The following is a 26,888-nucleotide window of genomic DNA, read 5'->3' as shown; positions in this document are numbered from 1 at the left end:
ATTTGAAGAAGAAAATTTTGAAGAAGAAAATATGGTAGTAGAACAGAAACAATCAGCGCAAAAAGTAGCGTGTTCTGCACAAGCTCAAGCGGTATTACAATCGAGCAAAGACCTGCAAAATGGCACGCAAAAAGACCTGCAAGTTGAAGTCTTGCGAATTATTGCAATGCTTATGATTGTGGTCTGCCACATGATCATACATTTGAACATTCGTGCGCACAGTTTCAATATGGAACTTTTGCCGGCTCCAGGCTTGCGTTCAGCACTTAAATTCTTAGTCGTACAATACGGTCAAGTTGGTGTCTCAACCTTCTTTATTATTTCCGGCTACTTTTTATGTCGCAAAACCTTCCGCTACCGACGCGTTTTTGCAGCGTGGGCGCAAATGTTCTTCTACTGCATTATCGTGCTGGCAGTAACCTTCGTAGCAGACTGCTTTGGCTTACTTCCGGAAAATTTGAGCAACTTACTTCACGGAAAAGAACTTGTCTACACGCTGTTGTGGAATGTGACGCCATTTACTTACCGAAGCTATTGGTTCATGAGCGCGTACTTAATCATGCTCATGTTCATGCCTTTTATCAACATTCTTATAAGTCACATGACTCAGCGCAATCATGCTATGCTGCTGGTACTTCTTGCGTCAATCTCACTTATTCCGCTATATTTTGGCAAAAATTATACTTGGAACGATATTATTTACGCAATTTTTGGATATTTAGCCGGAGCTTTTATTGCGCAGTACGGTAGCGGAATAAAAAAACTTACTACGAAGCGACTTTGTGCGTGCATAGCAATATCTACTGTTCTTATGCTCGCTTTCGACTATGTTGCTTCGTCCGGAAATAAGTTTGTGCGAGTTCTTACGTGGGATCAGCAGGTCCACGGCGGCATTGGAATACTGCCAATGATTATTGCAATGTGTATTTTCATTCTCGTACACCGAATAAATATGTTGCGAATTAAAGGACTAGCAAGAACTGTAATTTTGCGCGTTTCCAAAGCAACTTTCGGAGTGTACCTTCTTCACGAGCACATGTTTATTTTCATAGCGTTGTGGACGTTCGTGGCGTGGATGCTTCCTACAACTTCCTCAAGCGCACTCATAGTGCTACTTTACGCAATTACTTTAATTTGTACGTACGCAGCACTTTCAGTTGTTGCAGTTGTAATAGATCTCGTTATCAAACCAATTTCCAACCGAATTGCGCTAACTTTGGAGCATGTCGCCAATTGCGTATGTTCTGTGCACAAAACGGATCCGCAATCCAAAATGGAGTAAGTAACTGGTAAACTATATATCTTGTGAAAAACATTGTAGATAAGTTGCGCGCAAGATACCACTATTCGTGGGTGGTTCTTAAGGAGCTGGTGAAAACTGATTTCAAATTGCGCTACCAAGGGTCTTTCTTGGGAGTTGCGTGGTCGGTTTTGCGACCGCTTATGCTGTTTTGCGTAATGTATGCAGTGTTTGCAAAGTTTTTGCGAATGTCGGATGGCACGCCCACCTATCCAGTTGTGCTTTTGCTTGGCATTAGCGCATGGCAGTTCTTTGGCGAGGCTACTTCGATTGGTTTACGTGCGGTGGTAGACCGTGGAGATTTGCTGCGTAAAATCCATTTTCCTAACTATATTGTGGTGGTTTCGGCAACTGTTGGCGCGTTAATCAGTTTTGCAATAAATCTTGTGGTAGTAATCATTTTCGCCATCTGCTCAGGCGTGCAATTTACGTGGTGGGTGCTATTAGTTCCTTTGAATTGTATACAGTTGTACGCATTAGCATTAGGCGTAACGCTGCTGCTAGCAACTATGTACGTGTATTTTCGCGACATTGCGCACTTGTGGGATGTTGTTCAACAAGTGTTGTTTTACGCAATGCCAATTATTTACCCTCTAAGCATGGTGATTGGTAATAATTCTTTAGGAAGATGGGGAACGGTTATTGCAAAAGTGCAGTTACTTAACCCTATTGCACAATGTATTCAAGATTTGCGCCACAATCTTGTAGCACCTCTTACTCAGCCTACTGTGTGGAATTTAGTAGGGTCTCTTTTGCTGATGATGGTTCCGGTAGTATTAACCGTAATCTTGTGTGTGCTCGGCGTCGCAGTGTTCCGCAACTGCAATCGTAAGTTTGCTGAGGTGATGTAATGAGCGAGATTGAGTTGACAAATACTGAAAAAGAAGAGTTGCAACCAGTCGTACTTTCAGTAGAACACGTAGGCAAATACTTTAAGCTACCAACTGAGCAAGCAAGCGGTTTGAAACAGGCGTTTATTAATTGGACGCGTGGTATCAAAGGCTACAAAGAACAGCACGTTCTGCGTGATATCAACTTTGAAGTACGCAAAGGCGACTTCTTCGGCATCGTAGGACGCAACGGAAGTGGCAAATCAACCCTACTCAAACTCATCTCTGGAATCTACGTACCAGACTCCGGACGCATACACGTCAACGGAAAACTCGTGCCATTCATTGAGCTTGGCGTAGGCTTCAACCCAGAACTAACCGGTCGCGAAAACGTGTTTTTAAATGGAGCACTATTAGGTTTTACGCGCTCGCAAATTGAAAACATGTATGACGATATAGTGCATTTTGCAGAACTTGAAGAGTTTATGGATCAAAAACTTAAAAACTACTCTTCTGGTATGCAAGTGCGTCTTGCATTTTCAGTTGCAATTCAAGCTCAGGGAGATATTCTAGTACTTGATGAAGTTCTTGCAGTTGGAGATGAAGCTTTTCAAAGAAAATGCGATGAATATTTTGCAAAAGTCAAAAAAGATGCTAACAAAACAGTTATTCTTGTTACGCACGATATGAACGCAGTAAAGCGTTATTGCAATAAAGCTGTTCTTATTAAGAATGGCGAAGTGATTGTTAACGGAGATAAAGACGATGTTGCAAATCGTTACACTCTAGAAAATCTTTCTAGCCAAAATGGCGGAGAAAGTGAAGATAGTTATGCTGTTGGCTTGAATGAGCGAGTGCCATTTATGCGCATTGTTCCTTTGAGTAAGCAGTTGCTTAATTGTAAAGAAAAATTCCGTTTTGCTATTGAATATGAATTCAATGAGCCTGGAAAATATTTTATAGCTGTAGCAATGCACGACATAAAACGTGGGGGAATCACGTATGATTCTGGAGCAGATAAAATTGAGCTCGAAGGAACAGGAAGACAAAAAGTTGAATTTGAAGTGCCTCTTAAAATCTTAAATAATGGCGAATTTAAGCTTGTTGCCTCTCTTCGTACTAGAAGCAAAACTGATCCTGAATTAACAGATATGGTTGCGTTTACTAACGACAGTAATTCATGCATGTTTGCTGTAAGAGATAGTCGAAACCGTGAGTATGCGCTCTTAAATGACAATGCAATGACTTTTACTTGCTTAAAGCATTATAAATGCTAGCTTTATTTATTGCTGGTTTTATATGTGTTAAAGGCTAAAAATAAGGGTGTTTTAGTAATGAATTTCTTTAATCTAGATGTTAATGCAAAAGCTTATATAGACTCTTTAAGCGAGCGTCAACGCAGGCTTATTGTGGGTGCTATAAATTATCATTCATTAACTGCACCGTCTAGAACTTTGCAATATCAAGTTTACATGGGTCAAAAATGGCAGTATCCGCGATTGGCTGATTTTTCAGTTTTTGACGGTGCTTGTACAAAAAACGAAGGATTAAAACCAATCGCAACTTTTAGTGCACGATCAACTGTTAAAACTAATAGCGAATACACAAAAGAATTTTGGAATGAAGGCAAACTGTTTAAAGATAATGGCGTTAGGTATTTGTTGCTGACACCAGATGATGCAACCGACGATGATGTGATGTCTCACTGGGCTTCTGATACGTTAAAGCAGCACATTTACAAAGAGTGTGAATTACACGCACCTTCTATGTTTGATGTTGTTAGGGAAGTAATGCGCAAAAAACGCGAGTGTGATTCGAAGAAACTTGTTGAAGCGTATTGTCCTTGGAATAAAAAGAAGTTTGATTATGTTGCAAATGCTCACCAAAGAGAAATTGCAAAACAAGAAAATTGGGATTTATCAAATATAAAAGATGCTAGATTGGACTGTGTTTCTCCTGCTAAAAGAGTTGAAGGAGCTAAAAAAGCTATTATTATAGGTTTGCATTGGTTGCAAGCTGGTGGTGCAGAAAGATGGGCTGTAGAAACAATAAAACTTGCCAAAAAAGCTGGTTTTGTGCCAATTGTTATCACAGATAGAGACGGTCACCAGCCGTGGATCACGAAAGATTTCTGTGATGATGCTCTTGTGTTACCACTTACTCCACCAATTAGAGAATATTGGGCGGATGTTCCACTTTTAAGATCTTTGTTTGAGCAATTTGACATTAAAGCAATAGCAATACACCATTGCCAATGGCTTTACGACCATATTTGGTGGGTTAAACAATTCTTCCCAGAAACACATATTATTGATTCGCTGCATATTGTTGAATACATAAATTGTGGAGGATATCCGCATGAAGCTGTAACACACGATAAGTGGATTGATTTGCACCATGTTATTTCTCCACAACTTGAAAATTGGTTGCATGATGTGCATGGTATTGAATCTTCCAAGATTGTTGACGCTCCACTTATTGGTCTTACTGCTGGAATTGGAAACGATTGCGTATCGCCGAGAAAAAATAAAAATGTTCTGAATGTTGCTTTTGTTGGAAGGATTGCAAGACAAAAACGTCCAGAAGCGTTTGTTCTTGTTGCAAAAGCTTTAAACAAAAAATATCCAGGGAAATTCCACTTTATTTTGCATGGAGATGGCGAATTAGACACATTTGTTTCAGAACTTATATCTAGGTATGGTCTTGAAAACGTTATTGAGCGCAGATCTATGAAAATTCCAGCTCAAAAAACGTATGATGATGCGGACGTGCTACTTATTAGCTCTGTAAACGAGGGTATTACGCTTACAACTATTGAAGCACTTTCTAATGGAGTTCCAGTAATTTCATCGGATGTTGGATCGCAAAAAACTGTTATAGCAAAAAGTGCGTTATTGCCAAGAATGACTTCTAGTTTTGTTAAAGCGTCTGTAAAGGAATTGTTTAAGATTATGGAGAATGATTCATATCGTTCATTATTGTTAAAAGAAGAAGTTGAAAAATTGCGCAATTTCGCAAAACTCGAATCTGCAGAAACGTTATTTACTAAGTTATTTGAAGAATGGAGCAAGTAATGTCAAATGCTCAAGTAGTGGATGCTAATAAATCAAAAGATAGCGTTAATGTTGCGGCTGTTGTAGTAACTTTTAACAGGTTAGAGAAACTAAAAACCGTATTGGCTTCGTTAGAATCTCAAACGCGACTTCCAAATCAACTAATCATTGTCAACAATGCTTCAACTGATGGCACGGATAAATATTTGGAAGAGTACACTCGCGATTTTGCGAATGGTCATTTGGAGAATCGAGTAAATCTTACTGTTGTAAATTTGCCAGAAAACGTTGGCGGTGCAGGCGGTTTTAGTGCTGGTATGCGTAAAGGGTACGAGCTTGGCGCAGATTTCGTGTGGATTTTTGACGACGATGGCTACCCTCAGCCACAAGCTTTGGAAAAGCTTCTAGATGGATTTAATGCTGCCGTAGGTGAGCTTGGTGCGGATGTTCCGTATGCTTGCTCAATGGTGAAGTTCGTGGACGGATCGATTTGCGAAATGAACAATCCAGTACCAACGTGGGATTGGGGAAGGCTTATTGCTAAAGGATTTAACAATCTCGTTATGGTTACAAGCTGTTCGTTTGTGTCGGTGCTTATTCCTCGTTGGGTTATAGAAAAGTACGGATTGCCATTTAAAGAATACTTTATTTGGTTCGATGATGCCGAATATACACTTCGTATTACGCGTGTATGCCCGGGCGTGCAGGTTCTCGATAGTGTAATTATGCATGACATGGGAGCAAACAAGGGTGTGAACTTTACAATGATTGACAAAAAGAATGCTTGGAAATTCGCATACGGCGTGCGTAATCAAGCATCTTACCGTTTGCATCACGAAGGTAAAGCAAAATACTTGCTTTTCTGCGCAAATGTAGTTCGTCAAATGCGAAGAGGGCATGTTGAGAGAAAGTTGCGCCGCAAAATGATTGGTCAAATGCTAAAAGCGATTAGATTTAATCCAAAAGTTGATTTTCCTAAAAATAAGTAGCGCAACAAGCGAAATGCTAGGTTAATAACTGGAATAGCTTAATAACGGGAATATATAAAGCATAATTTCAAAATAGACGTATCTTATAAAGGAATAAAATGTACGAAAAAGCAAAATCAGCAACTTACCCAGATTTAGTAGTTGTTGGAGCAGGATTGTTCGGCTTAACTGTAGCTCAGCAAGCAGTGGAGCATACGGGCGCTCGCGTTGAAATTATTGACGTTCGAAATCACATCGGTGGAAACGCTTACTCGTATTTTGACGAGCGCACAGGAATCGAAATTCACAAGTACGGAGCGCATCTTTTCCACACAAGCAACAAGCGCGTGTGGGATTATGTGAATCGTTTTACGTCGTTTACTAACTACGTACATCGCGTGTACGCAACGCACGACGGCGAAGTGTATCCGCTGCCAATCAACTTGGGTACAATTAACCAGTTCTTCCACGCGCACTACACGCCAGAGGAAGCAAAGGCTTTGATTGCAAGCCAAGCGGGGGAGTTGGCTGGCAAAGATTCGCAAAATTTGAACGATAAGGGCATTAGCTTAATTGGTCGTCCGCTTTATGAAGCGTTTATTAAAAACTACACGGCAAAGCAGTGGCAGACGGATCCTTCCGAGCTTCCTGCTGGAATTATTAAGCGCTTGCCTGTGAGATTTAACTATAATAATCGCTACTTTAAGGACACTTGGGAAGGCTTGCCTACGGACGGCTACACGGCTTGGATGCAGCGCATGATTGACGATCCGCGTATTCACGTTTCGCTTGGTGTAGACTTTTTCGACGAGTCGCAGCCGTTTAATAAGCGCGCGTTGGCGGAGGCTGGAGTGCCGGTTGTTTATACCGGTCCGGTTGATAGGTATTTTGACTATGCGCTCGGCGAGTTGAAGTGGCGCACTGTGGACTTTAAGGAAGTGCGTTACGAGGAGAGCGACCACTTTGGCTGCCCAGTCATGAATTATTCGGATGCGGACGTTCCGTTTACGCGTGCGATTGAGTTTAAGAACTTTAATCCAGAGCGTGAAGAAGTTGGCGGAGAGGCTAGCGGTGAAGCTAGCGATTGTGCAACTTTCGTGCCGGGTAAAAGCGTGAAAGCTGGTGAAACTGTAGTGTGGCAGGAGTATTCTCGCGCTGCAACTCGCGACGATGAGCCTTACTATCCTGTGAATACTGATGCAGATAAAGCCTTGTATGCTCGCTATGCGGAGCTTGCTGCGGCTGAGCCTCGCACAGTTTTCGGCGGTCGCTTGGGCACTTACAGCTATTACGATATGCACAACGTAATCGACATGGCTTTGCGCGCTTACGAATCTCAAGTAGCGCCGTTGCTGGCTTAGGTGGTTTGGCGGGCGTTCTTGCGATTAGCCGCCGCGCGCGTAACCTGAAAGCGCGTAACCTGAGCGCGCGCTAAAACGGCAATCAGGGACACGGATGCAGTTTGCTGACTGCGCGAGTGTCCCAAAACAAGCAAAATCCGGCCCTAATGCAGAACGCAATCTGCGCGAGTGTCCCCAAAAAGGTTGTCGGCGCGCGCGAGTTTGCAATATCCGCGATTTGTGGTATTCTATTTAAGTTGTTTGCTTGGCAAGCAGTTTGATTGCTAAGTTAGCAGTTTGGAGAATTCGCCTAGTGGTCTATGGCGCACGCTTGGAAAGCGTGTTGGTGTAACAGCCTCACGAGTTCGAATCTCGTATTCTCCGCGCCTAGGGCTTCTGGCCAATCGCTAGAAGCCCTTTTTTCATGCCGAAAACCCGATTGCCGCTTACCCGACGTCGCGCATGTTACACTCTAATCACTCAGGCAGGTCGTCGAGCGCAATTTCGTCACCCAAATTCAGTGCCCTAATTCAGCGTAATGCTGCTCGACTTGCGCTTTAATAGGCTTCCATAAATCAGCGTGAGAGTCGTACCACGATATTGTTTCTTGCAATTCTTGCTTCAAATTATTGTGTTTAGGCTCCCATTTTAATTGTGTTCGAATTTTCGTAGTATTTAGTGCGTAACGCCTATCCTCGCCTATTCTGGGATTTACATACGTTATATTTGTTTCTGGCACGCCCATTATCTGCATCAAAATCCGCAAAATATTTATGTTGTTAATTTCACAGTTGGCACTAATATTATATGTTTCACCGATTGTTCCACGCGTTAGAACGTGCCATATTGCGTCGCAATTATCTTCAACGTGAATCCAATCGCGTATCGAATCTCCTGCGCCGTACAATTTTGCTGGCATATTGCACATAATATTTGTAATTTGGCGAGGAATAAACTTTTCAATATGCTGTCGTGGCCCGTAATTATTGCTGCTATTCGAAATAGTTGCGCGCAAACCGTAAGTTCTACACCATGCTTTTACCAAGAGGTCGCCTGCAGCTTTGCTTGCAGAATATGGACTAGATGGACAATATGGGCTTGACTCGTCGAATTTAAGCACGCTGTCAATAGGAAAATCTCCGTAAACTTCATCGGTACTTACTTGATGGAAGCGAATATTATATTTGTGTGCAAATTTAATGAGTGTATGCGTTCCTAAAATATTTGTGCTTATAAACGGGTCAGAAAACTCGATTGCATTATCGTTGTGTGATTCTGCAGCAAAATTTACGATTGCGTCTATAGCAGGAAGTGTTGTTCCTTCTGCAGTTTTAATTGGATTATGCGGATCTAATAGCTGATCAACTATATTTTCGTCTCGAATATCTCCGCGAATAAAAGCGTATCGGTTGTTTGCAAAATCTTGAGGTAAGTCGTAAAGATTTGCCATATTCCCAGCGTAAGTAAGCAAATCAAGTACCGTAACAGCAACCGTTACATGATATTTAGCTATGTAATGCACAAAATTAGATCCAATAAAACCTGCGCCGCCAGTAACTAAAATGTGGTGTGGTTGAAAAATATTACTGTTTGATGCGTAGTTGTGCATGTTTCCGCCTTCATATGACTAGTGCGTTGGTTTATGGCTTAAGTCACGTTGTTATTTTGGTTTATTTCGTTGATTTTATTGTTTAATGCGCGCATTTTGAATTGTAATTTTTTAATACTATACATTTCTTTCGTGTGTGCAAGTAGAGTATGTTTTTCTAAAGTGTTGTTTACCAGCAAATTAGTTGAGTAGATGTGCAATAATTACTGCATGTTTGCTTGTTTTGGGGATGCGAGGTGAATCTAATAATGGTTAAGTTTTCTTGGCGTAGCAGTGCGCATGATTTGGATTCATCAAATATTGATTCCTCTTCAACAAAAAAGCAACAATCTTCAAAATTGCAATCAACAGGTTCAAAGACTTTTGACACATCAAAATCTGCAACAAAAGCAATCGAAGGTACTCCAAATAAACCTAATCCAGCGTTAAATCATTCTACAAACGCTATTCTTGTAGGAATATTTTTAACTCTTTTAGGTGGCGCATTTTGGGGTGCAAACGCAACAGTTTCGAAAATCCTCATGTCGACGTATCGCGTATCTCCTTTGCAAATCGCTTGCGTTCGTCAAATTGCTGCTGGCATGTTATTTGTCATTACTGCTGCAGCTTGCACTCCTAAGCAGTTAAGTGGTGCTGTGAAAACTGGTCGTACTTGGATTTCAATGGCTATTACGGGAATTGTGTGCGTTCTTCTTACGCAAGTTTCGTATTTATGTACTATTGATTGGACTAATTCTGGCACTGCTACTGTGCTTCAAAGCCTTAACTTACTGTTTGTTTTGGTTTATGCGTGTTTCCACACTCGCCGCGTGCCAACTATGCGCGAAACTATTGGAGTTGTGCTAGCTTTTGCAGGAACTGCTTTAATGGCTACAGGTGGTAATCTTTCTTCACTGTCTTTGCCTGTTATGGGTTTGCTTTGGGGGCTTGCAGATGCTGCGTCTACAGCGGCGCTTGCTATTATGCCTGTGAAATTGATTGCAAAATGGGGAAATCTGACTGTTAATGGCATTACGTTTATTATTTCTGGTTGTATCATGCTCCCGTTTGTGCGACCGTGGGAAACGATGCCTGCATTAGATTTGCGCGCTATGCTGCTTTTTGCTTTTACCGTTATTGCTGGAACTTTTGGAGCATATTGGCTGTTCTTAGAGGGCATTATGCGAGTAGGTTCTGTTCGTGGCACTTTGCTTGGAGCTAGCGAGCCTGTTACTGCTGCAATTACTGCTGTTATGTTTACTGGAGCTGTTTTTTCATGGGCAGATTTTGTGGGATTCGGGCTTATTTTCGTAATGATGATTTTGCTTTGCAAGCGTAGTTCTTAATGATTTTAAAGTAACGCGCTAAAATAAAACGCTTGTTGTGTCGTACGAGGCGCACAAGCTGCTAAAATAGAAAGCGACTATGTCGCGCAACACCAGTTTGCAAACGGGAAGGCAATTATGTCAACAATTCTTGAAGGCAATCCAAAAAAGCAGATGATGTTAGTTACGGGTCGCGCATACCCAGAACTTGCTAATGAGACTGCACAGTATCTTGGTATTGATGTGCTTGAGACTACTGCCTACGATTTTGCGAATGGCGAAATGTATGTGCGCTTTACTCAGCCTGTTCGTGGTTCGGATGTGTTTGTGCTTCAGGCACACACGAATCCTATTAACAATTGGATTATGGAACAGCTGCTTATGGTCGATTCTTTGCGACGCGCATCTGCTCGCAGTATTAACGTGGTTGCACCGTTCTTTGGATATTCTCGCCAAGATAAGAAGCATCAGGGACGTGAGCCTATTACTGCTCGACTCATGTTTGACTTATTCCGCGCTGCTGGTGCCACGCGCATTTTGACTGTTGACATGCACGCAACTCAGGAGCAGGGTTTCTTTGACGGGCCTGTTGACCATTTGACTGCGATGCCTGTGCTTATTGATTATGTGCGAAACTCTATGAAGCTCGATAATGCAACTATTGTGTCTCCTGATGCTGGTCGCATCAAAGTCTCTGAGCAATGGGCTGCAAAACTCGGAGATTTACCTCTTGCTTTTATTCATAAAACGCGCGATATTACGCGCCCTAACCATGCTGAAGCTCACGGCATCATTGGTGAGATTAAAGGACGCGATTGCATTGTTGTAGACGATATGATCGATACTGCTGGCACTATTTGCGAAGCTGTACGTACTTTGCGTGAGGCTGGAGCAAAATCTGTTACTTTGGTTGCAACGCATGCTTTGCTTTCTGGACCTGCTGTTGAGCGTTTGAAAGCTGCTGGAGTTCGCGAGATTATTGTGACGGATACAGTTCCTGTGCCTGAGGAGAAGCGTCTTGATAATATGACGGTTCTTTCGATTGCGCCGCTTCTTGCTGCTGGCATTCGTTCCGTGTTCCGCTCTGGATCGCTTGTGTCGCTTCGCAATGCACTTCCGGAAGATATGAAGCAGCATAATATTTACGCATAAAAAATGTATAAAAGCGCATAAAGCGCATAAAAACGTATGATGTGTAAAATTGAAACAAATAACCGCATAATTTGCGTTAATGCATAAACTTTATGCATTAACATGCGGGTTCAAAACGGCAGGAGGCAAATATGGTCGCCAATAACACAACAGCAGTTGCAGAGAATAATGAATCGCAAGAAGCGTTGCAATCTGATGCTTTCAGGGCGATTATTACCGTTGTCGGCTGCGATACCGTTGGTATTATTGCAAAAGTTACTTCACATGCTGCCGAGCATAATGTAAATATTTTGAATATTTCTCAAACAATTGTCGACGGATTCTTCAACATGATGATGATTGTTGACGTGTCTACTGTTGATTGCGAATTTGGCAATTTTGCTGCAGGATTAGAAACGCTAGGAGACGAAATTGGCGTGCGTATTCGCTGCCAGCGTAGCAATATTTTCACTGCAATGCACAGAATCTAAAATCCGCAGCAATCTAAGTAAACGTAAGGAAGTGCATAATGCTCAACCTGATGGAAGTAAGCGAAACTAATTCGATGATTGAGCAAGAACAGCTCGACGTTCGCACAATCACCATGGGAATCAACCTACTAGATTGCGCTTGCGAAAACGTGCAGGACGTTTGTTGTAAAGTTGAAGCAAAAATCACACGTCTTGCGAAAGATTTAGTAAAAACCGGTAACGATATTTCGCGCGACTACGGAATTCCAATTGTAAACAAGCGAATTACTGTAACTCCGATTTCGCTTGTTGGAGCGTCATCTTGTAAAAAGTCTGAAGATTTTGTGCAAATTGCGCACGCATTAGACAGAGCAGCACACACTGTTGGAGTTGATTTAATTGGTGGGTATTCTGCGCTTCCTGCAAAGTCGATGACTGCAGCAGACCGCATGCTTATTGAGTCGCTTCCGCAAGCCTTAAGCGAGACGGAAATTGTGTGCTCGTCTGTGAATGTTGGCTCAACACGAACCGGTATAGACATGGATTGCGTAGAGCTGCTCGGACGTACGATTAAAAAGATTGCTGAAGCTACAGCTGAAAACGATTCTTACGGTTGCGTTAAATTCGTGGCTTTTTGTAATGCTCCGGACGACAATCCGTTCATGGCAGGCGGCTTCCATGGCATAACTGAAGGCGATGCTGTGATCAATGTTGGCGTGTCTGGTCCTGGCGTTGTTTCGAGTGCACTCGATGCTGCTAGAGGGAAAGACTTTGCTTTTCTGTGCGAAACTATTAAGCGCACTGCGTTTAAAATTACTCGCGTAGGTCAGTTGGTTGCGCAAGAGGCTTCTCGCAGGCTTGGTGTGCCGTTTGGAATTATAGACTTGTCGCTTGCTCCAACTCCTGCAGTTGGCGATTCTGTTGGCGAAGTGCTTGAGAAAATCGGTTTGGATCAGGTTGGTGCTCCCGGCACAACTGCAGCGCTCGCTATGCTGAACGATCAAGTTAAGAAGGGCGGCATTATGGCAAGTAGCTATGTTGGCGGTCTTTCTGGAGCGTTTATACCCGTTTCGGAAGATGCAAATATGATTGCTGCTGCGAAGTCTGGCTGCTTGACTATTGAAAAGCTTGAAGCAATGACTTGCGTTTGCTCAGTCGGTCTTGACATGATTGCAATTCCTGGAAACACTTCCGCTGCAACGATTTCTGGCATGATTGCGGATGAATCTGCAATCGGCATGATTAATCAAAAAACTACCGCTGTGCGAATTATTCCAGTAATTGGAAAAGGTGTAGGCGAAATGGCGAACTTCGGCGGATTAATGGGATATGCGCCGATTATGCCAGTAAACCAAACAAGCTGCGAAGCTTTCGTAACTCGCGGTGGACGTATTCCTGCCCCGGTACACAGCTTCAAGAATTAGCGTGCGCTTTGACCGAGCTTGAAATCACAGGATTTCAAGCTCCTTCAAAGCGGAAACTCGCTTAAGTTGGAAGTCCGGGGGACTTCCAACGCGAGTTTCGTAGCGAGCGCGTTACCCGCGCGAGCGTCACCGTTTTTTCGTTACTGGTGCAGTCGTCAGCGCAAATGCCGGAGAACATGCGCGCAATTGGGGACTTACACCCCACATAAGTCCACAAAAACGAGCGCAGCGCTTCGGCAGGTCGTCGCACGCATAAATCCTACTGCACATTAATGATCACTGGCTCGCTGTGAAGCCCTGGCACGCGCTTATGCTCAAGCCGCGCAACGTATGTGCCGCGATCCACCTTCGGTAAATCGTCATCTGCAACACAGCCTTTTCCGACGGTAGTATTGGTATTCCAAGTGATTTTCTTTTCGAAATGATCACCCTTCGCCATAAGCAGCGGCTTTAATGCAGTGTCACAACTATCAGAACGCCATACTGCATGTGATAAGTAGTCAACGCTCTTACTTGCGTCTTTAAAGTCTTTGTTGTCTTTATTATCTTTCTTTTTATTATCTTTAGTTTCTTGCTTACCTTGCGTAACTTCTTCACTACTATTAATAGTTAGAACAGCATTCATATCCGATGCGTCAATAAGGCAAGAAGAGTTTCCTTCGTGCACAAATCGTTCTGTCAACTCAACACTACCGCCCATAGGAACAGTTTGTGACTTAGTAGAAAGCTCAAGACGAATATCTTTATCGGTGCAATGAGGTGTTAATCCAACAGGACGGGGGTCTGGCACTGAATGACGAACAATGGTAACTTCATGACCAGCAATCGCTTTACTAATAGCGGCAATACCCTTGCTCAAGCTAATAACACAAAATATTGCCAACATAATCAAAAGCAACAAAGCAATACCGACAACAATTCTGCGACGACGATACATTCTTCGTTTTGCTGCGCTCATGTTACGTACGGTCTTACGCACGGGTTTGCGCATCGGGTTGCGAACCGATGTTGCACTCGCATTGCGATGCGGCTCACGTGGTGACGTAGTTGGCATTGACATATTTACCATTGTAATACATAAGTCGATGAGATGAACTGTACTCACTACACAAGGTAGACTCACATACAAAGTAATTAAGCTGTTAATTAAAGAGTTACAAAAGCAGCGTAATGAGTTAGTTACTTAAGGTAGTGCTAAAGTGCCATCTGGCAATATAGTGATAAGACTGTCATGATTGAGCGAAGCAATGCATTCGCCAAGTTGTGTTTGATTCGACCATAAATTGTTGATCTCGCAACGTTGCAATACCTGCTGTTTTTTATGTGCTTCACGCAATGCCTGCAAAATAATGCCGCGCACTTGCCGATTAGTGCCGGCAAAATGCTGCTGGGGGCGGGTATGGCGGCCAAGACCTGGAAATCCAGCAGCTTTGAAACGGCACCATGTTTGCAAAGGACATGCAGTGCATTGCGGAGATCGTGCTGTGCAAATGGTAGCACCAATTTCCATAATTGCCTGATTCCAAACGGATGAAGTGCAGGTAGTGTTGGTGGTGTTAGTAGCGTTAGCAGTGGCAGCAGTAACATGATTATCTTCTGGCAATACTGCGGCAGCAAGCTCGCGGTCAGATTGCGTTGTGCTGCCACCATGCGATTCAGTTCCAGTAAAAGCGCGCATAAGTACGCGGCGAATATTTGTATCAATCACCGCAATGTGCTTGCCATAAGCAAAGCTGAGTATTGCACTTGCTGTGTAATCGCCTACACCTGGCAAGGCAATAAGTTCTTCATAGGTGCATGGCAGCTTATTGCGATATCTTGTTGCTACAACTTGAGCACAAGATTGTAAACGTAACGCGCGTCGAGGGTAGCCGAGGCGACCCCAAGCTGTAATAATTTCAGCACTCGTAGCGTGAGCTAGTGATTGTGCATCTGGCCAAGTTTGCATCCAAGTGAGCCAATAGGGTACAACACGGCTCATTTGCGTTTGCTGGCTCATTACTTCACACACAAGCACACCCCAAGGGGTAGTGTGCCCAAACCTCCAAGGCAAATCGCGTGCACAACTATGCCAAAAAAGTGCAACATTATCGCGCGTAAGTGTTGCCAATTCGCGCAATGACTGAGAAGTTTCTTCGGTGAGATGTTCTTCGGGGAGAGATTGTGAATCTTGTTGCATGCTTAATTATGTAAACGTCGTATACTTTTGTGATTACTTTCCGCCTGTAAAACCGAGTTGCCTCCATGCTTCATACACTGCAATAGAAGCGCAATTTGTAAGATTCAAACTACGAAGTGACGGGCGCATAGGAAGACGCACCTGCTCTGCCACGTGCGGGCCTGTCATAACATCCATTGGATCAGGAATATCTCCTGGCTCTGGTCCAAAAAGCAGAATATCGTTCGACTTATATTCAATTTCAGTGTAAAGTTTCGTAGCATTTGCAGTAAACGCAATAATTCGCGAATTTGGCATTGACTCAACTAAATTCTCAAAATTTGGGTGCAAAACAACGTGAGCCATATCGTGATAATCCAAGCCTGCGCGACGTAATTTAGTATCGTGCAAATTAAAACCAAGCGGCTCAACCAAATGCAAAATAGTGCCAGTTACAGCGCAAAGTCGAATCGCGGAACCTGTATTTCCTGGAATACGAGGGGAGTAAAAGCAAAGGTGAGGGGTGTGCGTTTCTGCACGCGCGGCATCGTCGGCACTGAGCATTGCGTCCATAACGCTAATCGGATTTCCGTGAGCATCGGTTACAAGCTCGTCTGGACCATAATTTGATTTGCGGTAGCCGTACTCGTACATTTGCTCTAAGCGGCTTGCTGCTGCTTTGTGTGTTTCGGTTTGTGCTTCGGTTTGCTTTTTGGTTTTGGCTGCTGCTTCTTGCGTATTCTCGCTGTTATTCATGCTATTCCTTAGCTTTTTAAGTATATTTACGTAACTTCGTAATCGTAACGTATTTAGTTTACTCGCAACTTGCACATTACGGTTGCGAGCGTTCGTTATTGGTGGGGAAAAGTCTGGGGTTTTTGGTAAAGTAGAGATTCTGTGTAAGGTGTGTCATATAGCGGGCATGCTCATGGAACCGAAGAAGGCGCCCGCGCATCGCAACTTGCTTATTTGGCAGTTTCGTTTGCCGCGATTTTCTTTAGTTTTTCAAAGATTAAATAGTTAACTAGCGAGTGATAAAGGAACGTCCATTGGCTGCTGAACAAGCTATGACGAGCACCACGAAAGTCATCGCACGTGCTGACGAACATGATATTAAGTTGCATAAAGCGTCAGATCGTGTGAATTTTGGCTCCATTTGTGAGCCTATTGATGTGCCATACCTCCTCGGCGTGCAAACCGACAGCTTTGATTGGTTGATCGGTTCTGAACGCTGGAAGAAGCGCGTTGCAGAAGATGAAGCAAACGGAACTCACACCGTGCCTCATGTTTCTGGTCTCGACGAAGTCTTCCAGGAGATTTCCCCAATTGAGAACTTTGCTGAGACAATGAGTCTCACATTCTCTGATCCATACTTTGAAGAGCCACGCCACACTGTGCTCGAGTGCAAGGAAAAGGATTACACCTATTCTGCTCCACTTTATGTGAATGCTGAGTTTGAAAACGGCGAAACTGGTGAAATTAAGAGCCAAACTGTTTTCATGGGTGATTTCCCACTTCAAACTCCACACGGTACTTTTATTATTGGCGGCACCGAGCGAGTAATTGTTTCGCAGCTTGTGCGCTCTCCAGGCGTGTATTTTGATCGCACGCAGGATCGCACTTCCGACAAGGATGTTTTCGGTGCGAAGATTATTCCAAGCCGCGGTGCATGGCTGGAATTTGAGATCGACAAGCGTGACGTTTTAGGCGTTCGCGTTGACCGCAAGCGTAAGCAGTCTGCAATCGTATTCCTTATGGCTATTGGCATGACGAAAGACGAAATTGCCGATGCTTTCCAAGGATACCCACTTGTTTTGGATGCGCTCGCAAAAGAGCCTATCGAAACGCAAGACGATGCACTTACCGATTTGTACCGTAAGATTCGCCCTGCAGATACTGCAACTCCAGAAGCTGGTCGCAACCTTCTCGATTCCTTCTACTTCAACACAAAGCGTTACGATTTGGCTCGCGTTGGTCGCTATAAGATCAACCGCAAGCTCGGTATTGAAGCAGATTACAGCGATCGTAGCTTGAACCGCGAAGATATTATCGCAACTATTAAGTACTTGGTAACGTTGCATTCCGGCGAAAAAACCTTCCCAGGTAAGCGCGACGGTCAAGACGTGCAGTTGCGCGTTGACGTTGACGATATCGATCATTTCGGCAACCGTCGTATTCGTCAGGTTGGCGAGCTTGTGCAGAATCAGCTTCGTACCGGCTTAAGCCGCATGGAGCGCGTTGTGCGCGAACGTATGACAACTCAGGATGCAGAGGCAATTACTCCTCAGTCCTTGATTAACATTCGTCCAGTAAACGCAACTATTAAGGAATTCTTCGGAACTTCCCAGCTCAGCCAGTTTATGGATCAAAACAATCCTTTGGCAGGCGTTACGAACAAGCGTCGTCTTTCCGCACTTGGTCCTGGTGGTCTTTCTCGCGATCGCGCTTCTATGGAAGTTCGAGACGTGCACCCATCCCACTTCGGACGTATGTGCCCAATCGAATCCCCAGAAGGTCCAAACATCGGTCTTATCGGTTCTTTGGCAACCTTCGGACGCATCAATCCATTCGGCTTCATCGAAACCCCATACCGTAAGGTTGTGAATGGTCACGTAACTAATGAAGTCGAATACATGACTGCAGATCGTGAAGCTGAGCACGTTATTGCTCAAGCAAACCAGGAACTCGACGAAAACGGCAACTTCGTCGGCACTCAAGCACTTGCTCGCGTGGACGAAGAAGAAGCAGTCGATGTGCCTGTAAGCACTGTAGATTACATGGACGTTTCCCCACGTCAGATGGTTTCTCTCGGCGCTTCCTTGATTCCATTCTTGGAGCACGATGAAGGCCACCGCGCATTGATGGGTACGAACATGCAGCGTCAGGCTGTGCCGCTTATTAAGTCGGAGCGACCACTTGTTGGTACCGGTTCTGAATGGCGTGCAGCAGTTGATTCTGGCGACGTAATCTTGGCTGAAAAGCCGGGCGTAGTAACTTACGTTTCTGCAGATATTATTCGCGTTATGAACGACGATGGAACTCAGTCCAGCTACAAGCTTTCAAAGTTCCAGCGTTCTAACCAGACTACTTGCTACAACCAAGTGCCGCTTATTAAAGACGGCGAGCGCGTTGAAACTGGTACAGTTTTGGCAGACGGTCCTGCAACCGAAAAGGGCGAACTTGCATTGGGTAAGAATTTGCTCGTTGCGTTCATGCCTTGGAACGGTTACAACTACGAGGATGCTGTGATTATTTCCCAGCGTCTTGTGCAAGACGATACGCTTTCTTCTATTCACATTGAAGAATACGAAATCGACGCTCGCGAAACCAAGCTTGGTTCCGAAGAGATTACTCGTGACTTGCCAAACGTTGGCGAAGATGCGATTGCAAATCTCGACGAGCGCGGCATTATTCGTATTGGCGCTGAAGTCGAAGCTGGCGATATTTTGGTTGGTAAGGTAACTCCTAAGGGCGAGACCGAGCTTACTCCAGAAGAGCGTTTGCTCCGCGCAATCTTCGGCGAAAAGAGCCGCGAAGTGCGCGATACTTCTTTGCGCGTGCCACACGGCGAGACTGGTACTGTGATTGCAGTTAAGGAAATCACTCGTGAAGACGCTGAAGACGACGGTGACGAGCTTCCAAACGGCGTGAACCAAATGATTCGCGTTTACATTGCTCAGCATCGTAAGATTACGCAAGGCGATAAGCTTTCCGGTCGTCACGGCAACAAGGGTGTTATTTCCCGCATTTTGCCAGAAGAAGATATGCCATTCTTGGCTGATGGTACTCCAGTTGACATCATGCTTAACCCGTTGGGTGTGCCTTCTCGAATGAACTTGGGTCAGGTGCTCGAGCTTCACTTGGGTTGGATTGCTCACGCTGGCTGGGATATTAACTTGGATCCAGACTTGGAAGCAGCTTGGAAGAAGTACGTGCCGCAAGGTGCTGAGCATGGCGATCCATGCACTCCAGTTGCAACGCCAGTATTCGACGGCGTGCGACCAGAAACTTTGAAGGGCTTGCTTTCTACAACACTCGCAAATCGCGATGGTGACAAGCTTGTTGGCTCTGACGGTAAGGCAACCTTATTCGACGGTCGTACTGGTGAGCCATTCCCGAAGCCAATTTCTGTGGGCTACATGTACATTTTGAAGCTGCATCACTTGGTTGATGATAAGATTCACGCACGTTCCACTGGTCCTTACTCCATGATTACCCAGCAGCCGTTGGGTGGTAAGGCTCAGTTCGGCGGTCAGCGCTTCGGCGAAATGGAAGTGTGGGCGCTCGAGGCTTACGGTGCTGCTTACACATTGCACGAAATGATGACTACGAAGTCTGATGACGTCGACGGTCGTGTGCGCGTGTACGGTGCTATCGTCAAGGGCGATAACCTGCCACCAGCTGGCATTCCTGAATCATTCAAGGTGTTGCTTAAGGAAATGCAGTCGCTTTCGCTTAATGTTGAGGTGTTGAACGCTGAAGGCGTCGCAATCGACATGAAGGATGAAGAGGACGACCCAGTTTCATCTTCCGACGATCTTGGCTTCAATATTGGCGCTCGACCAGATTCGTCCGCCAAGGAAGATCAGATTGCTGTTGAACCTGAATACCAGTGATTCGGTAACGAACACACTTTAAGAAATTAAGAAACGTTAAAAACAATTTCATGAGACAGGACGATAAGAGTGCTGGACGTCAACGCATTTGACAAACTGAGGATTGGACTGGCAACCGCCGAAGATATCCGTAGCTGGAGCCACGGCGAAGTAAAGAAGCCAGAAACCATTAATTACCGTACCCTAAAGCCAGAGAAGGACGGTCTGTTCGGTGAGCAGATCTTCGGTCCAACTCGCGATTGGGAGTGCGCATGCGGCAAGTATAAGCGCGTGCGCTTTAAGGGAATCGTGTGCGAACGATGCGGCGTAGAAGTTACCCGCAGTCGCGTTCGCCGCGAACGCATGGGTCATATTGAGCTTGCAGCTCCGGTAACGCACATTTGGTTCTTCAAGGGTGTGCCAAGCCGTTTGGGTTACTTGCTCGACATTGCACCTAAGGATCTTGAAAAAGTAATCTACTTCGCAGCCTACATGGTTACGAAAGTCGACGAAGAGCAGCGTCACCAAGATCTTCCAGATTTGCAAGACGAATTCGATACAGAAATCGGCAACCTTCGCAAGCGTCGTGATAACGAAATTGAAGCGCGCGCTAAGAAAGTTGAAGAAGACTTGCATGAGCTGGAAGAATCTGGCGAAGGCAAAGGTGCTGCAAGATCTAAGTTGCGTGCTAGTGCAGAACGCGAAATGTCTGCTATTCGTACTCGCTATGACGAGCAAATTCAGCGTTTGAACGCCGTATTTGATCGTTTCAAGGGCTTGCGTGCCGGCGATATGGAAGGCGACGTTGACTTGTGGCGCGAGATGGAAGATCGCTATGGCGATTACTTCGAAGGCTGCATGGGTGCTGAAGCTATTAAGAAGCGTTTGCAAGATTTCGATTTGAAGTCTGCTGCCGAAGAACTTCGCGCAGAAATTGACAACGGAACCGGTCAGCGCAAGGCTCGCGCTTTGAAACGACTGAAGGTTGTAAACGCGTTCTTGACTACTGGAAACAAGCCAGAAGCTATGGTTTTGGACGTAATTCCAGTAATCCCACCAGACTTGCGACCAATGGTTCAGCTTGATGGTGGTCGTTTTGCAACTTCCGATTTGAACGATTTGTACCGTCGTGTAATCAACCGTAACAACCGTTTGAAGCGACTTATTGAGCTTGGTGCTCCTGAGATTATGCTTAATAACGAAAAGCGCATGCTTCAGGAAGCAGTCGACTCACTCTTCGACAACGGTCGCCGCGGACGCCCAGTAACCGGCGCATCCAACCGACCATTAAAGTCGCTTTCCGACATGCTTAAGGGTAAGCAAGGTCGATTCCGCCAGAACTTGCTCGGTAAGCGTGTTGATTACTCCGGCCGTTCCGTAATCGTCGTTGGTCCAAGTCTTCGCATGCATCAGTGCGGTTTGCCAAAGCCAATGGCATTGGAGCTGTTTAAGCCGTTCGTTATTAAGCGTTTGGTAGATCAGGGCTTTGCTCAGAATATGAAGAGCGCAAAGCGTTTGGTTGACCGCGGCGACTCCGAAGTTTGGGGCGTCTTGGAGGAAGTTATTTCCGAGCATCCTGTGCTTCTTAACCGCGCACCTACACTTCACCGCTTGGGTATTCAAGCATTTGAGCCAATTTTGGTTGAAGGTAAAGCAATCCACCTGCCACCACTTGCCTGCGCAGCATTCAACGCAGACTTCGATGGTGACCAGATGGCAGTGCATCTTCCGCTTTCTGCAGAAGCTCAAGCCGAAGCACGCACTTTGATGATGGCTTCCGACAATATCTTGAAGCCAGCAGACGGTCACACCGTTACAATGCCTTCTCAGGATATGATTCTGGGTCTTTACTACTTGTCTACCGTAATTGACGGAGCAAAGGGTCAGGGTCGTATTTTCTCCTCGCTTGCTGAAGCTGAAATGGCTCTCGACAAGCATGAGATTGACATGCAAGCTAAGGTGCTGATTCGAGTTCCTGCAGACTTCGTATTGCCAAAGAATTGGGAGCCTGCTGAGCTTAAGGTTGTCGACCCTGAGCCAGGCAGCCCGGACGTTGTGCGCGAAGAGCGTTTTAAGGACGGAACTGTACTGTTTGCAACTTCTTGCGGACGCATTTTGTTCAACGGAACTTTGCCAGTCGACTATCCGTTCGTAAACGAGCAGGTGCCAAAGGGCGTACTTTCTAAGATCGTCGACGAAATTGCAACCCGCTATTCTACAGCTCAAGTTGCAGCAACACTCGACGCTTTGAAGGATCTCGGCTTTACTCGCGCTCCTTGGTCTGGCGTAACGATGGCATTCTCCGACATTGTGCTTCCTCCAAATCGCGAACAAATCGCGCAAGATTACGAGGATCAGGCTGCAAAAATCAACTCCCAGTACGATATGGGTCTTCTTACCGACGAAGAACGTCGTCAAGAGTTGATTAACTTGTGGACTGAATGCACCGACAAGGTTGCAGACGCAATGCGCGAAAACTTCCACGACGACAACAACGTGAACATCATGGTTCAGTCAGGCGCACGTGGTAACTGGATGCAGATTCGCCAGATTGCTGGTATGCGAGGCCTCGTGGCAAACCCTAAGGGCGAGATTATTCCTCGACCTGTTAAGTCAAACTACCGCGACGGCTTGTCTGTGTTGGAGTACTTCATCTCCCAGCACGGCGCTCGTAAGGGCCTGGCAGATACCGCACTTCGTACGGCAGAATCTGGCTACTTGACTCGTCGTCTTGTGGACGTTTCGCAGGAAGTAATCGTTCGCGAAGAAGATTGTGGCACTAAGCGCGGTCTTATGATGAAGATTGCTGATCGCGACGAAAACGGCAATTTGACGCTTGTTAAGGCTGCTGATGGCGGTCCATACTCGCGCTTGCTTGCTGCAGACGTGCTCGATCCTGCTGACGGCACTACAGTTTTGGCAAAGTGCGGAGATGCGCTTTCTATGGACGTTTTGCGCGATTTGGTTGCGCACGGCGTTGAGGAAGTTAAGGCGCGTTCTGTGCTTACTTGCGAATCTAAGCGCGGCGTTTGCGCAAAGTGCTACGGATGGTCCTTGGCTACGAGCCGACTCGTGGATGTTGGCGAGGCTGTTGGTATTGTTGCAGCACAGTCCATTGGTGAGCCTGGTACGCAGCTTACGCTTCGTTCCTTCCACTCTGGTGGCGTCGCTTCGGCTTCTGATATTACTCAGGGTCTTCCTCGTGTTACGGAGCTTTTCGAGGCTCGTACTCCTAAGGGTGAGGCTCCAATCGCTGAGTTCCCAGGCGTTGTGAAGGTTGAGGATACTGACCATGGTCGTCAGGTGACTTTGACTCCAGACGACACTACGGTTGAGCCAATCGTTTACCCTGTGACGCGTCGTGCGCCAATGCTGGTAAAGGATGGCGAGCATGTTGACGTTGGTACGCAGCTGATTGAGGGTTCTGTGGATCCTAAGAAGATTTTGCGAATCCTTGGTCCGCGCGCAGCTCAGGTGAATATTGTGGAAGAAGTTCACAACGTTTACCGTTCTCAGGGCGTTGATATTCACGACAAGCACATTGAAGTTATTGTGCACCAGATGCTTCGCCGTATTACGGTGATCGATTCTGGCGATACGGATCTTCTTCCAGGTGAGCTTGTGGATCAGGCAAAGTTCCGTGAGGCAAACTTGGCTGCCGTTAAGAACGGTGGCAAGCCTGCTGCTGGTCGACCAGAGCTTATGGGTATTACCAAGGCTTCTTTGGCTACGGATTCTTGGCTTTCTGCAGCATCGTTCCAGGAGACTACGCGCGTGCTTACTGAGGCCGCCTTAAGCCAGAAGGAAGATGACCTCAAGGGCTTGAAGGAGAACGTGATTATCGGTAAGCTCATCCCAGCTGGTACCGGTTTGGCGCGTTACCGCAACGCTAACGTGGAGCCGGATCCTCAGGTGCGTGACTCTATTTATCCGAACTTTGGTTTGGGTGGTGCAGATAGCACGCCTTCGAACTTCGGTGAGAGCGATATGGGCGATGTTGACTTCTCCAACATTGATTTTGGCGACATGAAGCTCGGCGACGACTTTAATCCAGATGATTACCTTGATGATCAGGGTGGTCAGGGTGATTACGGCGACGAAGCTGAGTGACGCTAGTCTGATATAAAAATGGGGCTTCAAGCTTTCGGGCTTGAAGCTCCTTTTTTGTTGCGCGTTGGCGGTTTTTCCGCGGGTTTGTGGACTTAGGTGGGGTGTAAGTCCCCAAAAGCGAGCATCCCTCCTCGGGTTTGTGGACTTGGGTGGGGTGTATGTCCCCAAAAGCGAGCATACTTCCTCGCGTTTGTGGACTTGGGTGGGGTGTAAGTCCCCAAATGCTCGCATTGTCCACCTTTTTCACACATGCACTTTTGGAACACCTGCAGATAACAGTTTTTTCTCAAGCTTTCTAGAATCTACAACATCTGCAAAATCGAAGCGCACAATCTTACTTGCTCCACATTCGTAAATAATTCGTTCTCTGTTGCGTTCTCGTTTCACAGCATTACGATCGTATTTAAGTGCTCTGTTTGCGCTGCCAAAATCACCATCAATAAAATTATCAGAAGAGTTGTGATTAATATCGCAATTTAAATTTTTTCCGCATCCAATTAAATACTTATCTGTTCCATCTAATTCTCCAACTATAAGACTCTCATTAACCTTCCATGCAAAATCGGCGCGCAGTGGCCAGTCTGGATTATTGTTATTTTGGAATTCATATTGTAAATAAGGTTTAATAAAGCCCAATTCAAGCATTGCGGCTCTTGCCAGAGATTCCCCAGCGTTTTCGCTTTTTGGTGACGCAAAATTACAAAGAAGCCGCAGTCGTGCAAAAATATCAGTGTCGTCAATGTTTGCAAAATAAGGGTTTTGAGATTTTTCAAAATACTGATGATTATAGAATGGTTGAGCATCTTGTTGATAGCGCGCAAATTCGTAAAATTCGCAACAAGTTTTGTGAATTTTCTCAAGATCAAAGCCTTTTCGGCATGCCGAGTCAAAGGTTGGCAGAGCAATTCTAAATGGTTTGGTCCATGCTTCAACAAATAGAATGTTGTAGATACTAGCGGCATGATCAATTGCGCTTTCTTCTGGCGTTTTAATGTGCCCGAATGTTGAAGTTTTTAGGATTTTTATAGTGTCATTCGTATCTTTATTAGCTTCGTTAGAAGCTGACGATTGAGTGTCATCGTGCTTCTTATGATTTTCTTCGAGCCTAATTCCATTCTCGTCTTCAATAATGTCTGGAAGGTGGACGCGTTTAAGCTGCCGTTTTTCTATCTTTCTTACAGCTTTCTCATTTGTTGATTCAGCAGTTTTGTTTGGATATGGACATGACACGTATATGTTTATTTGTTTTGATTGATTTTTGTATTCTTCAACTATGTCTAGTCCTAGTAGTGCTGCGCCAGATTCTCCGGTATATTTCCAAGATTTTATTTTTATTTTTTTAGCGAGAGTAATAGCTATGTGTCGCACTTTATCTATGTACCATAAGTTTTCCCAATGTGCGCGCCTTGCGTACAATCCGTAGTACGGTTCAACGAGATAGCCGGATTTTAATTGTTTGCGCAGAATTTTGCGCGATTGAGTACACGATGCCATAAAGCATGAGCCTTGATTTTCTGATTCCAAAATGCCTGATAACGTTTTACAATCTTTCATGCTGATGATGCTATTTTTATATGATTCAAGTTGCAATATATCTTTAGAAATGTGGATAAAAGTTATTTTTTATACGCACATTTTTCTATTTGATTTGACAAAATTATATCTTGTTGATAAAGAAGCATGATGCGTTTAGGTGCGTGTGAAGTTGCGCGAGTTTGTGGACTTAGGTGGGGTGTATGTCCCCAAAAGCGCGCACTTTATCCCGTGTTTGTGGACTTGGAGCGTGTGTAAGTCCACAATTGTGCGCATTCTTCCTCGTGTTTGTGGACTTGACTGTACTGTTTCTGCGCGCGGGTCTCTGGTTGCTTGTTTTGACAAGACGCGCATATACTATTATGCTATATATAACATAAACAGGGGGTTGGGGAATTGTTTGATGTGATTTTTTACAGTGAAAAAGCAAGAGTTGTAGGAAAAGCAAGAGTTGCGGCGAATGCGCGCAGTGCAGGGAGCGCACGCAGTGCAGGAAACGCGAATAAATGATTTGCATGAACTCACGGACGAGCTTATGAAGGATCCCGAGTTCAAGAAAGAGTATGATGCGCTTCAGCCGGAAAGAGACTTGACTATGTCGCTTGTGATGGCGAGAAAAAAGGCTGGTTTGACTCAGGCTGAGCTGTCGGAGAAGACGGGTATAAGTCAGTCTGATATTAGCAGGTTGGAAAATGGTTCGAGGAATCCGACTATTGCGCTTTTGAATCGTATTGCAAATGCTTTGAATGCGACTTGCAGGATTGAGTTTGTGCCGAATGCGCGTTGACGTGTTTTAGCGCTGCGATTTAGCGCTCAACTTGCCTTGTACTTTCCAAACGAACTTGTTGGAAATTCCGACAGGTTGACTTTTCGTTAGGAATATAAAGAAAGCACAATCGTGTGCGCGCTTGCGTGAAAAGCCCAGCATAATTTCTAAAGCACAGCCACACTAGCCTGCCCTGCCTTCGTCTTTGTTGACGAAGGCAGACCTCGCTTGCGTTGAAAGCACACTGTGCTTTCAACCTTGAGCAAGCTCGGCGCTCCGAGTTGCTTTCGCGCGCGC

Annotated in this window: 18 protein-coding genes and 1 tRNA gene; 14 read left to right on the top strand and 5 right to left on the bottom strand. The window is 45.1% G+C overall.

Translation table 11 applies throughout. The features are described 5' to 3' along the window. Positions 1-31 precede the first annotated feature (31 nt). The 7 genes from A5295_RS01015 to A5295_RS00985 all read left to right on the top strand — a co-directional run bounded on the left by A5295_RS01015 (position 32) and on the right by A5295_RS00985 (position 7,875). Complete coding sequence (locus A5295_RS01015; RefSeq protein WP_064621482.1) at positions 32-1,282, top strand: acyltransferase; 1,251 nt, start codon at positions 32-34, stop codon at positions 1,280-1,282. Positions 1,283-1,305: 23 nt separating this feature from the next. Then, positions 1,306-2,151, top strand: coding sequence for an ABC transporter permease (locus A5295_RS01010; RefSeq protein WP_064621481.1), 846 nt, complete (start codon positions 1,306-1,308; stop codon positions 2,149-2,151). Beyond that, positions 2,151-3,407 (top strand): ABC transporter ATP-binding protein, encoded by a 1,257-nt coding sequence (locus tag A5295_RS01005; protein ID WP_064621480.1) that lies wholly within the window; start codon positions 2,151-2,153, stop codon positions 3,405-3,407. The genes A5295_RS01010 and A5295_RS01005 overlap by 1 nt, the downstream gene beginning before the upstream one ends. Before the next feature lie 57 nt (positions 3,408-3,464). After that, positions 3,465-5,204: a glycosyltransferase gene (locus tag A5295_RS01000; protein WP_064621479.1), complete on the top strand. Its 1,740-nt coding sequence runs from the start codon at positions 3,465-3,467 to the stop codon at positions 5,202-5,204. Then, positions 5,204-6,172: a glycosyltransferase family 2 protein gene (locus tag A5295_RS00995; RefSeq protein WP_064621478.1), complete on the top strand. Its 969-nt coding sequence runs from the start codon at positions 5,204-5,206 to the stop codon at positions 6,170-6,172. Before A5295_RS01000 ends, A5295_RS00995 begins: the two co-directional genes overlap by 1 nt. Before the next feature lie 98 nt (positions 6,173-6,270). Beyond that, positions 6,271-7,512 (top strand): UDP-galactopyranose mutase, encoded by a 1,242-nt coding sequence (locus A5295_RS00990; protein WP_064621477.1) that lies wholly within the window; start codon positions 6,271-6,273, stop codon positions 7,510-7,512. A gap of 278 nt (positions 7,513-7,790) precedes the next feature. Continuing rightward, a tRNA-Ser gene (locus tag A5295_RS00985) sits at positions 7,791-7,875 on the top strand. Positions 7,876-8,008: 133 nt separating this feature from the next. Here A5295_RS00985 and rfbB read toward each other — a convergent pair. Then, the gene (rfbB, locus tag A5295_RS00980; RefSeq protein WP_064621476.1) at positions 8,009-9,100 is read right to left on the bottom strand and encodes a dTDP-glucose 4,6-dehydratase; all 1,092 of its coding nucleotides are present in this window, start codon (positions 9,098-9,100) and stop codon (positions 8,009-8,011) included. A 248-nt stretch (positions 9,101-9,348) separates the two neighbouring features. Between rfbB and A5295_RS00975 the strand changes: the two genes are divergently transcribed. The 4 genes from A5295_RS00975 to A5295_RS00960 all read left to right on the top strand — a co-directional run bounded on the left by A5295_RS00975 (position 9,349) and on the right by A5295_RS00960 (position 13,429). Further along, entirely contained in the window at positions 9,349-10,425 is a 1,077-nt protein-coding gene (locus A5295_RS00975; protein WP_004109250.1) for a DMT family transporter, read from the top strand. A gap of 117 nt (positions 10,426-10,542) precedes the next feature. Further along, on the top strand, positions 10,543-11,556 hold the full coding sequence (locus A5295_RS00970; RefSeq protein ID WP_012914450.1) for a ribose-phosphate diphosphokinase: 1,014 nt from the start codon (positions 10,543-10,545) through the stop codon (positions 11,554-11,556). Between the two features lie 131 nt (positions 11,557-11,687). Continuing rightward, positions 11,688-12,026 (top strand): ACT domain-containing protein, encoded by a 339-nt coding sequence (locus A5295_RS00965; protein WP_102155642.1) that lies wholly within the window; start codon positions 11,688-11,690, stop codon positions 12,024-12,026. 38 nt (positions 12,027-12,064) lie between these two features. After that, positions 12,065-13,429: a PFL family protein gene (locus A5295_RS00960; protein ID WP_064621475.1), complete on the top strand. Its 1,365-nt coding sequence runs from the start codon at positions 12,065-12,067 to the stop codon at positions 13,427-13,429. A 259-nt stretch (positions 13,430-13,688) separates the two neighbouring features. Here the strand turns inward: A5295_RS00960 and A5295_RS00955 are convergent, their stop codons facing one another. The 3 genes from A5295_RS00955 to A5295_RS00945 form a co-directional block, all read right to left on the bottom strand. Continuing rightward, positions 13,689-14,483: a hypothetical protein gene (locus A5295_RS00955; protein ID WP_033888478.1), complete on the bottom strand. Its 795-nt coding sequence runs from the start codon at positions 14,481-14,483 to the stop codon at positions 13,689-13,691. 129 nt (positions 14,484-14,612) lie between these two features. Next, complete coding sequence (locus A5295_RS00950; RefSeq protein ID WP_064621474.1) at positions 14,613-15,608, bottom strand: A/G-specific adenine glycosylase; 996 nt, start codon at positions 15,606-15,608, stop codon at positions 14,613-14,615. A gap of 33 nt (positions 15,609-15,641) precedes the next feature. Then, a complete protein-coding gene (locus tag A5295_RS00945; RefSeq protein ID WP_082915442.1) occupies positions 15,642-16,343 on the bottom strand; it encodes a tRNA (cytidine(34)-2'-O)-methyltransferase in 702 nt (233 codons plus the stop codon). 311 nt (positions 16,344-16,654) lie between these two features. On the opposite strand from A5295_RS00945, the gene rpoB reads away from it, so the two are divergent. Continuing rightward, positions 16,655-20,203, top strand: a complete 3,549-nt coding sequence (gene rpoB, locus A5295_RS00940) for a DNA-directed RNA polymerase subunit beta (RefSeq protein ID WP_032835542.1) — start codon at positions 16,655-16,657, stop codon at positions 20,201-20,203. A 69-nt stretch (positions 20,204-20,272) separates the two neighbouring features. Beyond that, positions 20,273-24,292, top strand: a complete 4,020-nt coding sequence (locus A5295_RS00935; RefSeq protein ID WP_064621473.1) for a DNA-directed RNA polymerase subunit beta' — start codon at positions 20,273-20,275, stop codon at positions 24,290-24,292. 243 nt (positions 24,293-24,535) lie between these two features. On the opposite strand, the gene A5295_RS00930 is transcribed toward A5295_RS00935, so the two are convergent. Beyond that, positions 24,536-25,882, bottom strand: a complete 1,347-nt coding sequence (locus A5295_RS00930; protein ID WP_231875264.1) for a hypothetical protein — start codon at positions 25,880-25,882, stop codon at positions 24,536-24,538. Between the two features lie 430 nt (positions 25,883-26,312). Between A5295_RS00930 and A5295_RS00925 the strand changes: the two genes are divergently transcribed. Next, positions 26,313-26,612, top strand: coding sequence for a helix-turn-helix domain-containing protein (locus tag A5295_RS00925; protein ID WP_231875263.1), 300 nt, complete (start codon positions 26,313-26,315; stop codon positions 26,610-26,612). Positions 26,613-26,888: the final 276 nt, after the last annotated feature.

Origin of the sequence: Gardnerella sp. 26-12, assembly GCF_001660745.1 — a bacterium.
In the GTDB taxonomy this organism is placed as follows: Bacteria; Actinomycetota; Actinomycetes; order Actinomycetales; family Bifidobacteriaceae; genus Bifidobacterium; species Bifidobacterium swidsinskii.
This window is presented reverse-complemented; position numbering and strand designations above follow the sequence as displayed.

Coding starts and splice junctions, on each gene's coding strand:
- A5295_RS00960 (WP_064621475.1), top strand. CDS start 12,065: ATGCTCAACCTGATGGAAGTAAGCGAAACTAATTCGATGATTGAGCAA.
- A5295_RS00990 (WP_064621477.1), top strand. CDS start 6,271: ATGTACGAAAAAGCAAAATCAGCAACTTACCCAGATTTAGTAGTTGTT.
- A5295_RS01015 (WP_064621482.1), top strand. CDS start 32: ATGGTAGTAGAACAGAAACAATCAGCGCAAAAAGTAGCGTGTTCTGCA.
- A5295_RS01005 (WP_064621480.1), top strand. CDS start 2,151: ATGAGCGAGATTGAGTTGACAAATACTGAAAAAGAAGAGTTGCAACCA.
- A5295_RS00975 (WP_004109250.1), top strand. CDS start 9,349: ATGGTTAAGTTTTCTTGGCGTAGCAGTGCGCATGATTTGGATTCATCA.
- A5295_RS00955 (WP_033888478.1), bottom strand. CDS start 14,483: ATGCCAACTACGTCACCACGTGAGCCGCATCGCAATGCGAGTGCAACA.
- A5295_RS00965 (WP_102155642.1), top strand. CDS start 11,688: ATGGTCGCCAATAACACAACAGCAGTTGCAGAGAATAATGAATCGCAA.
- A5295_RS00945 (WP_082915442.1), bottom strand. CDS start 16,343: ATGAATAACAGCGAGAATACGCAAGAAGCAGCAGCCAAAACCAAAAAG.
- A5295_RS00950 (WP_064621474.1), bottom strand. CDS start 15,608: ATGCAACAAGATTCACAATCTCTCCCCGAAGAACATCTCACCGAAGAA.
- rfbB (WP_064621476.1), bottom strand. CDS start 9,100: ATGCACAACTACGCATCAAACAGTAATATTTTTCAACCACACCACATT.
- A5295_RS01000 (WP_064621479.1), top strand. CDS start 3,465: ATGAATTTCTTTAATCTAGATGTTAATGCAAAAGCTTATATAGACTCT.
- A5295_RS00970 (WP_012914450.1), top strand. CDS start 10,543: ATGTCAACAATTCTTGAAGGCAATCCAAAAAAGCAGATGATGTTAGTT.
- A5295_RS00995 (WP_064621478.1), top strand. CDS start 5,204: ATGTCAAATGCTCAAGTAGTGGATGCTAATAAATCAAAAGATAGCGTT.
- rpoB (WP_032835542.1), top strand. CDS start 16,655: ATGACGAGCACCACGAAAGTCATCGCACGTGCTGACGAACATGATATT.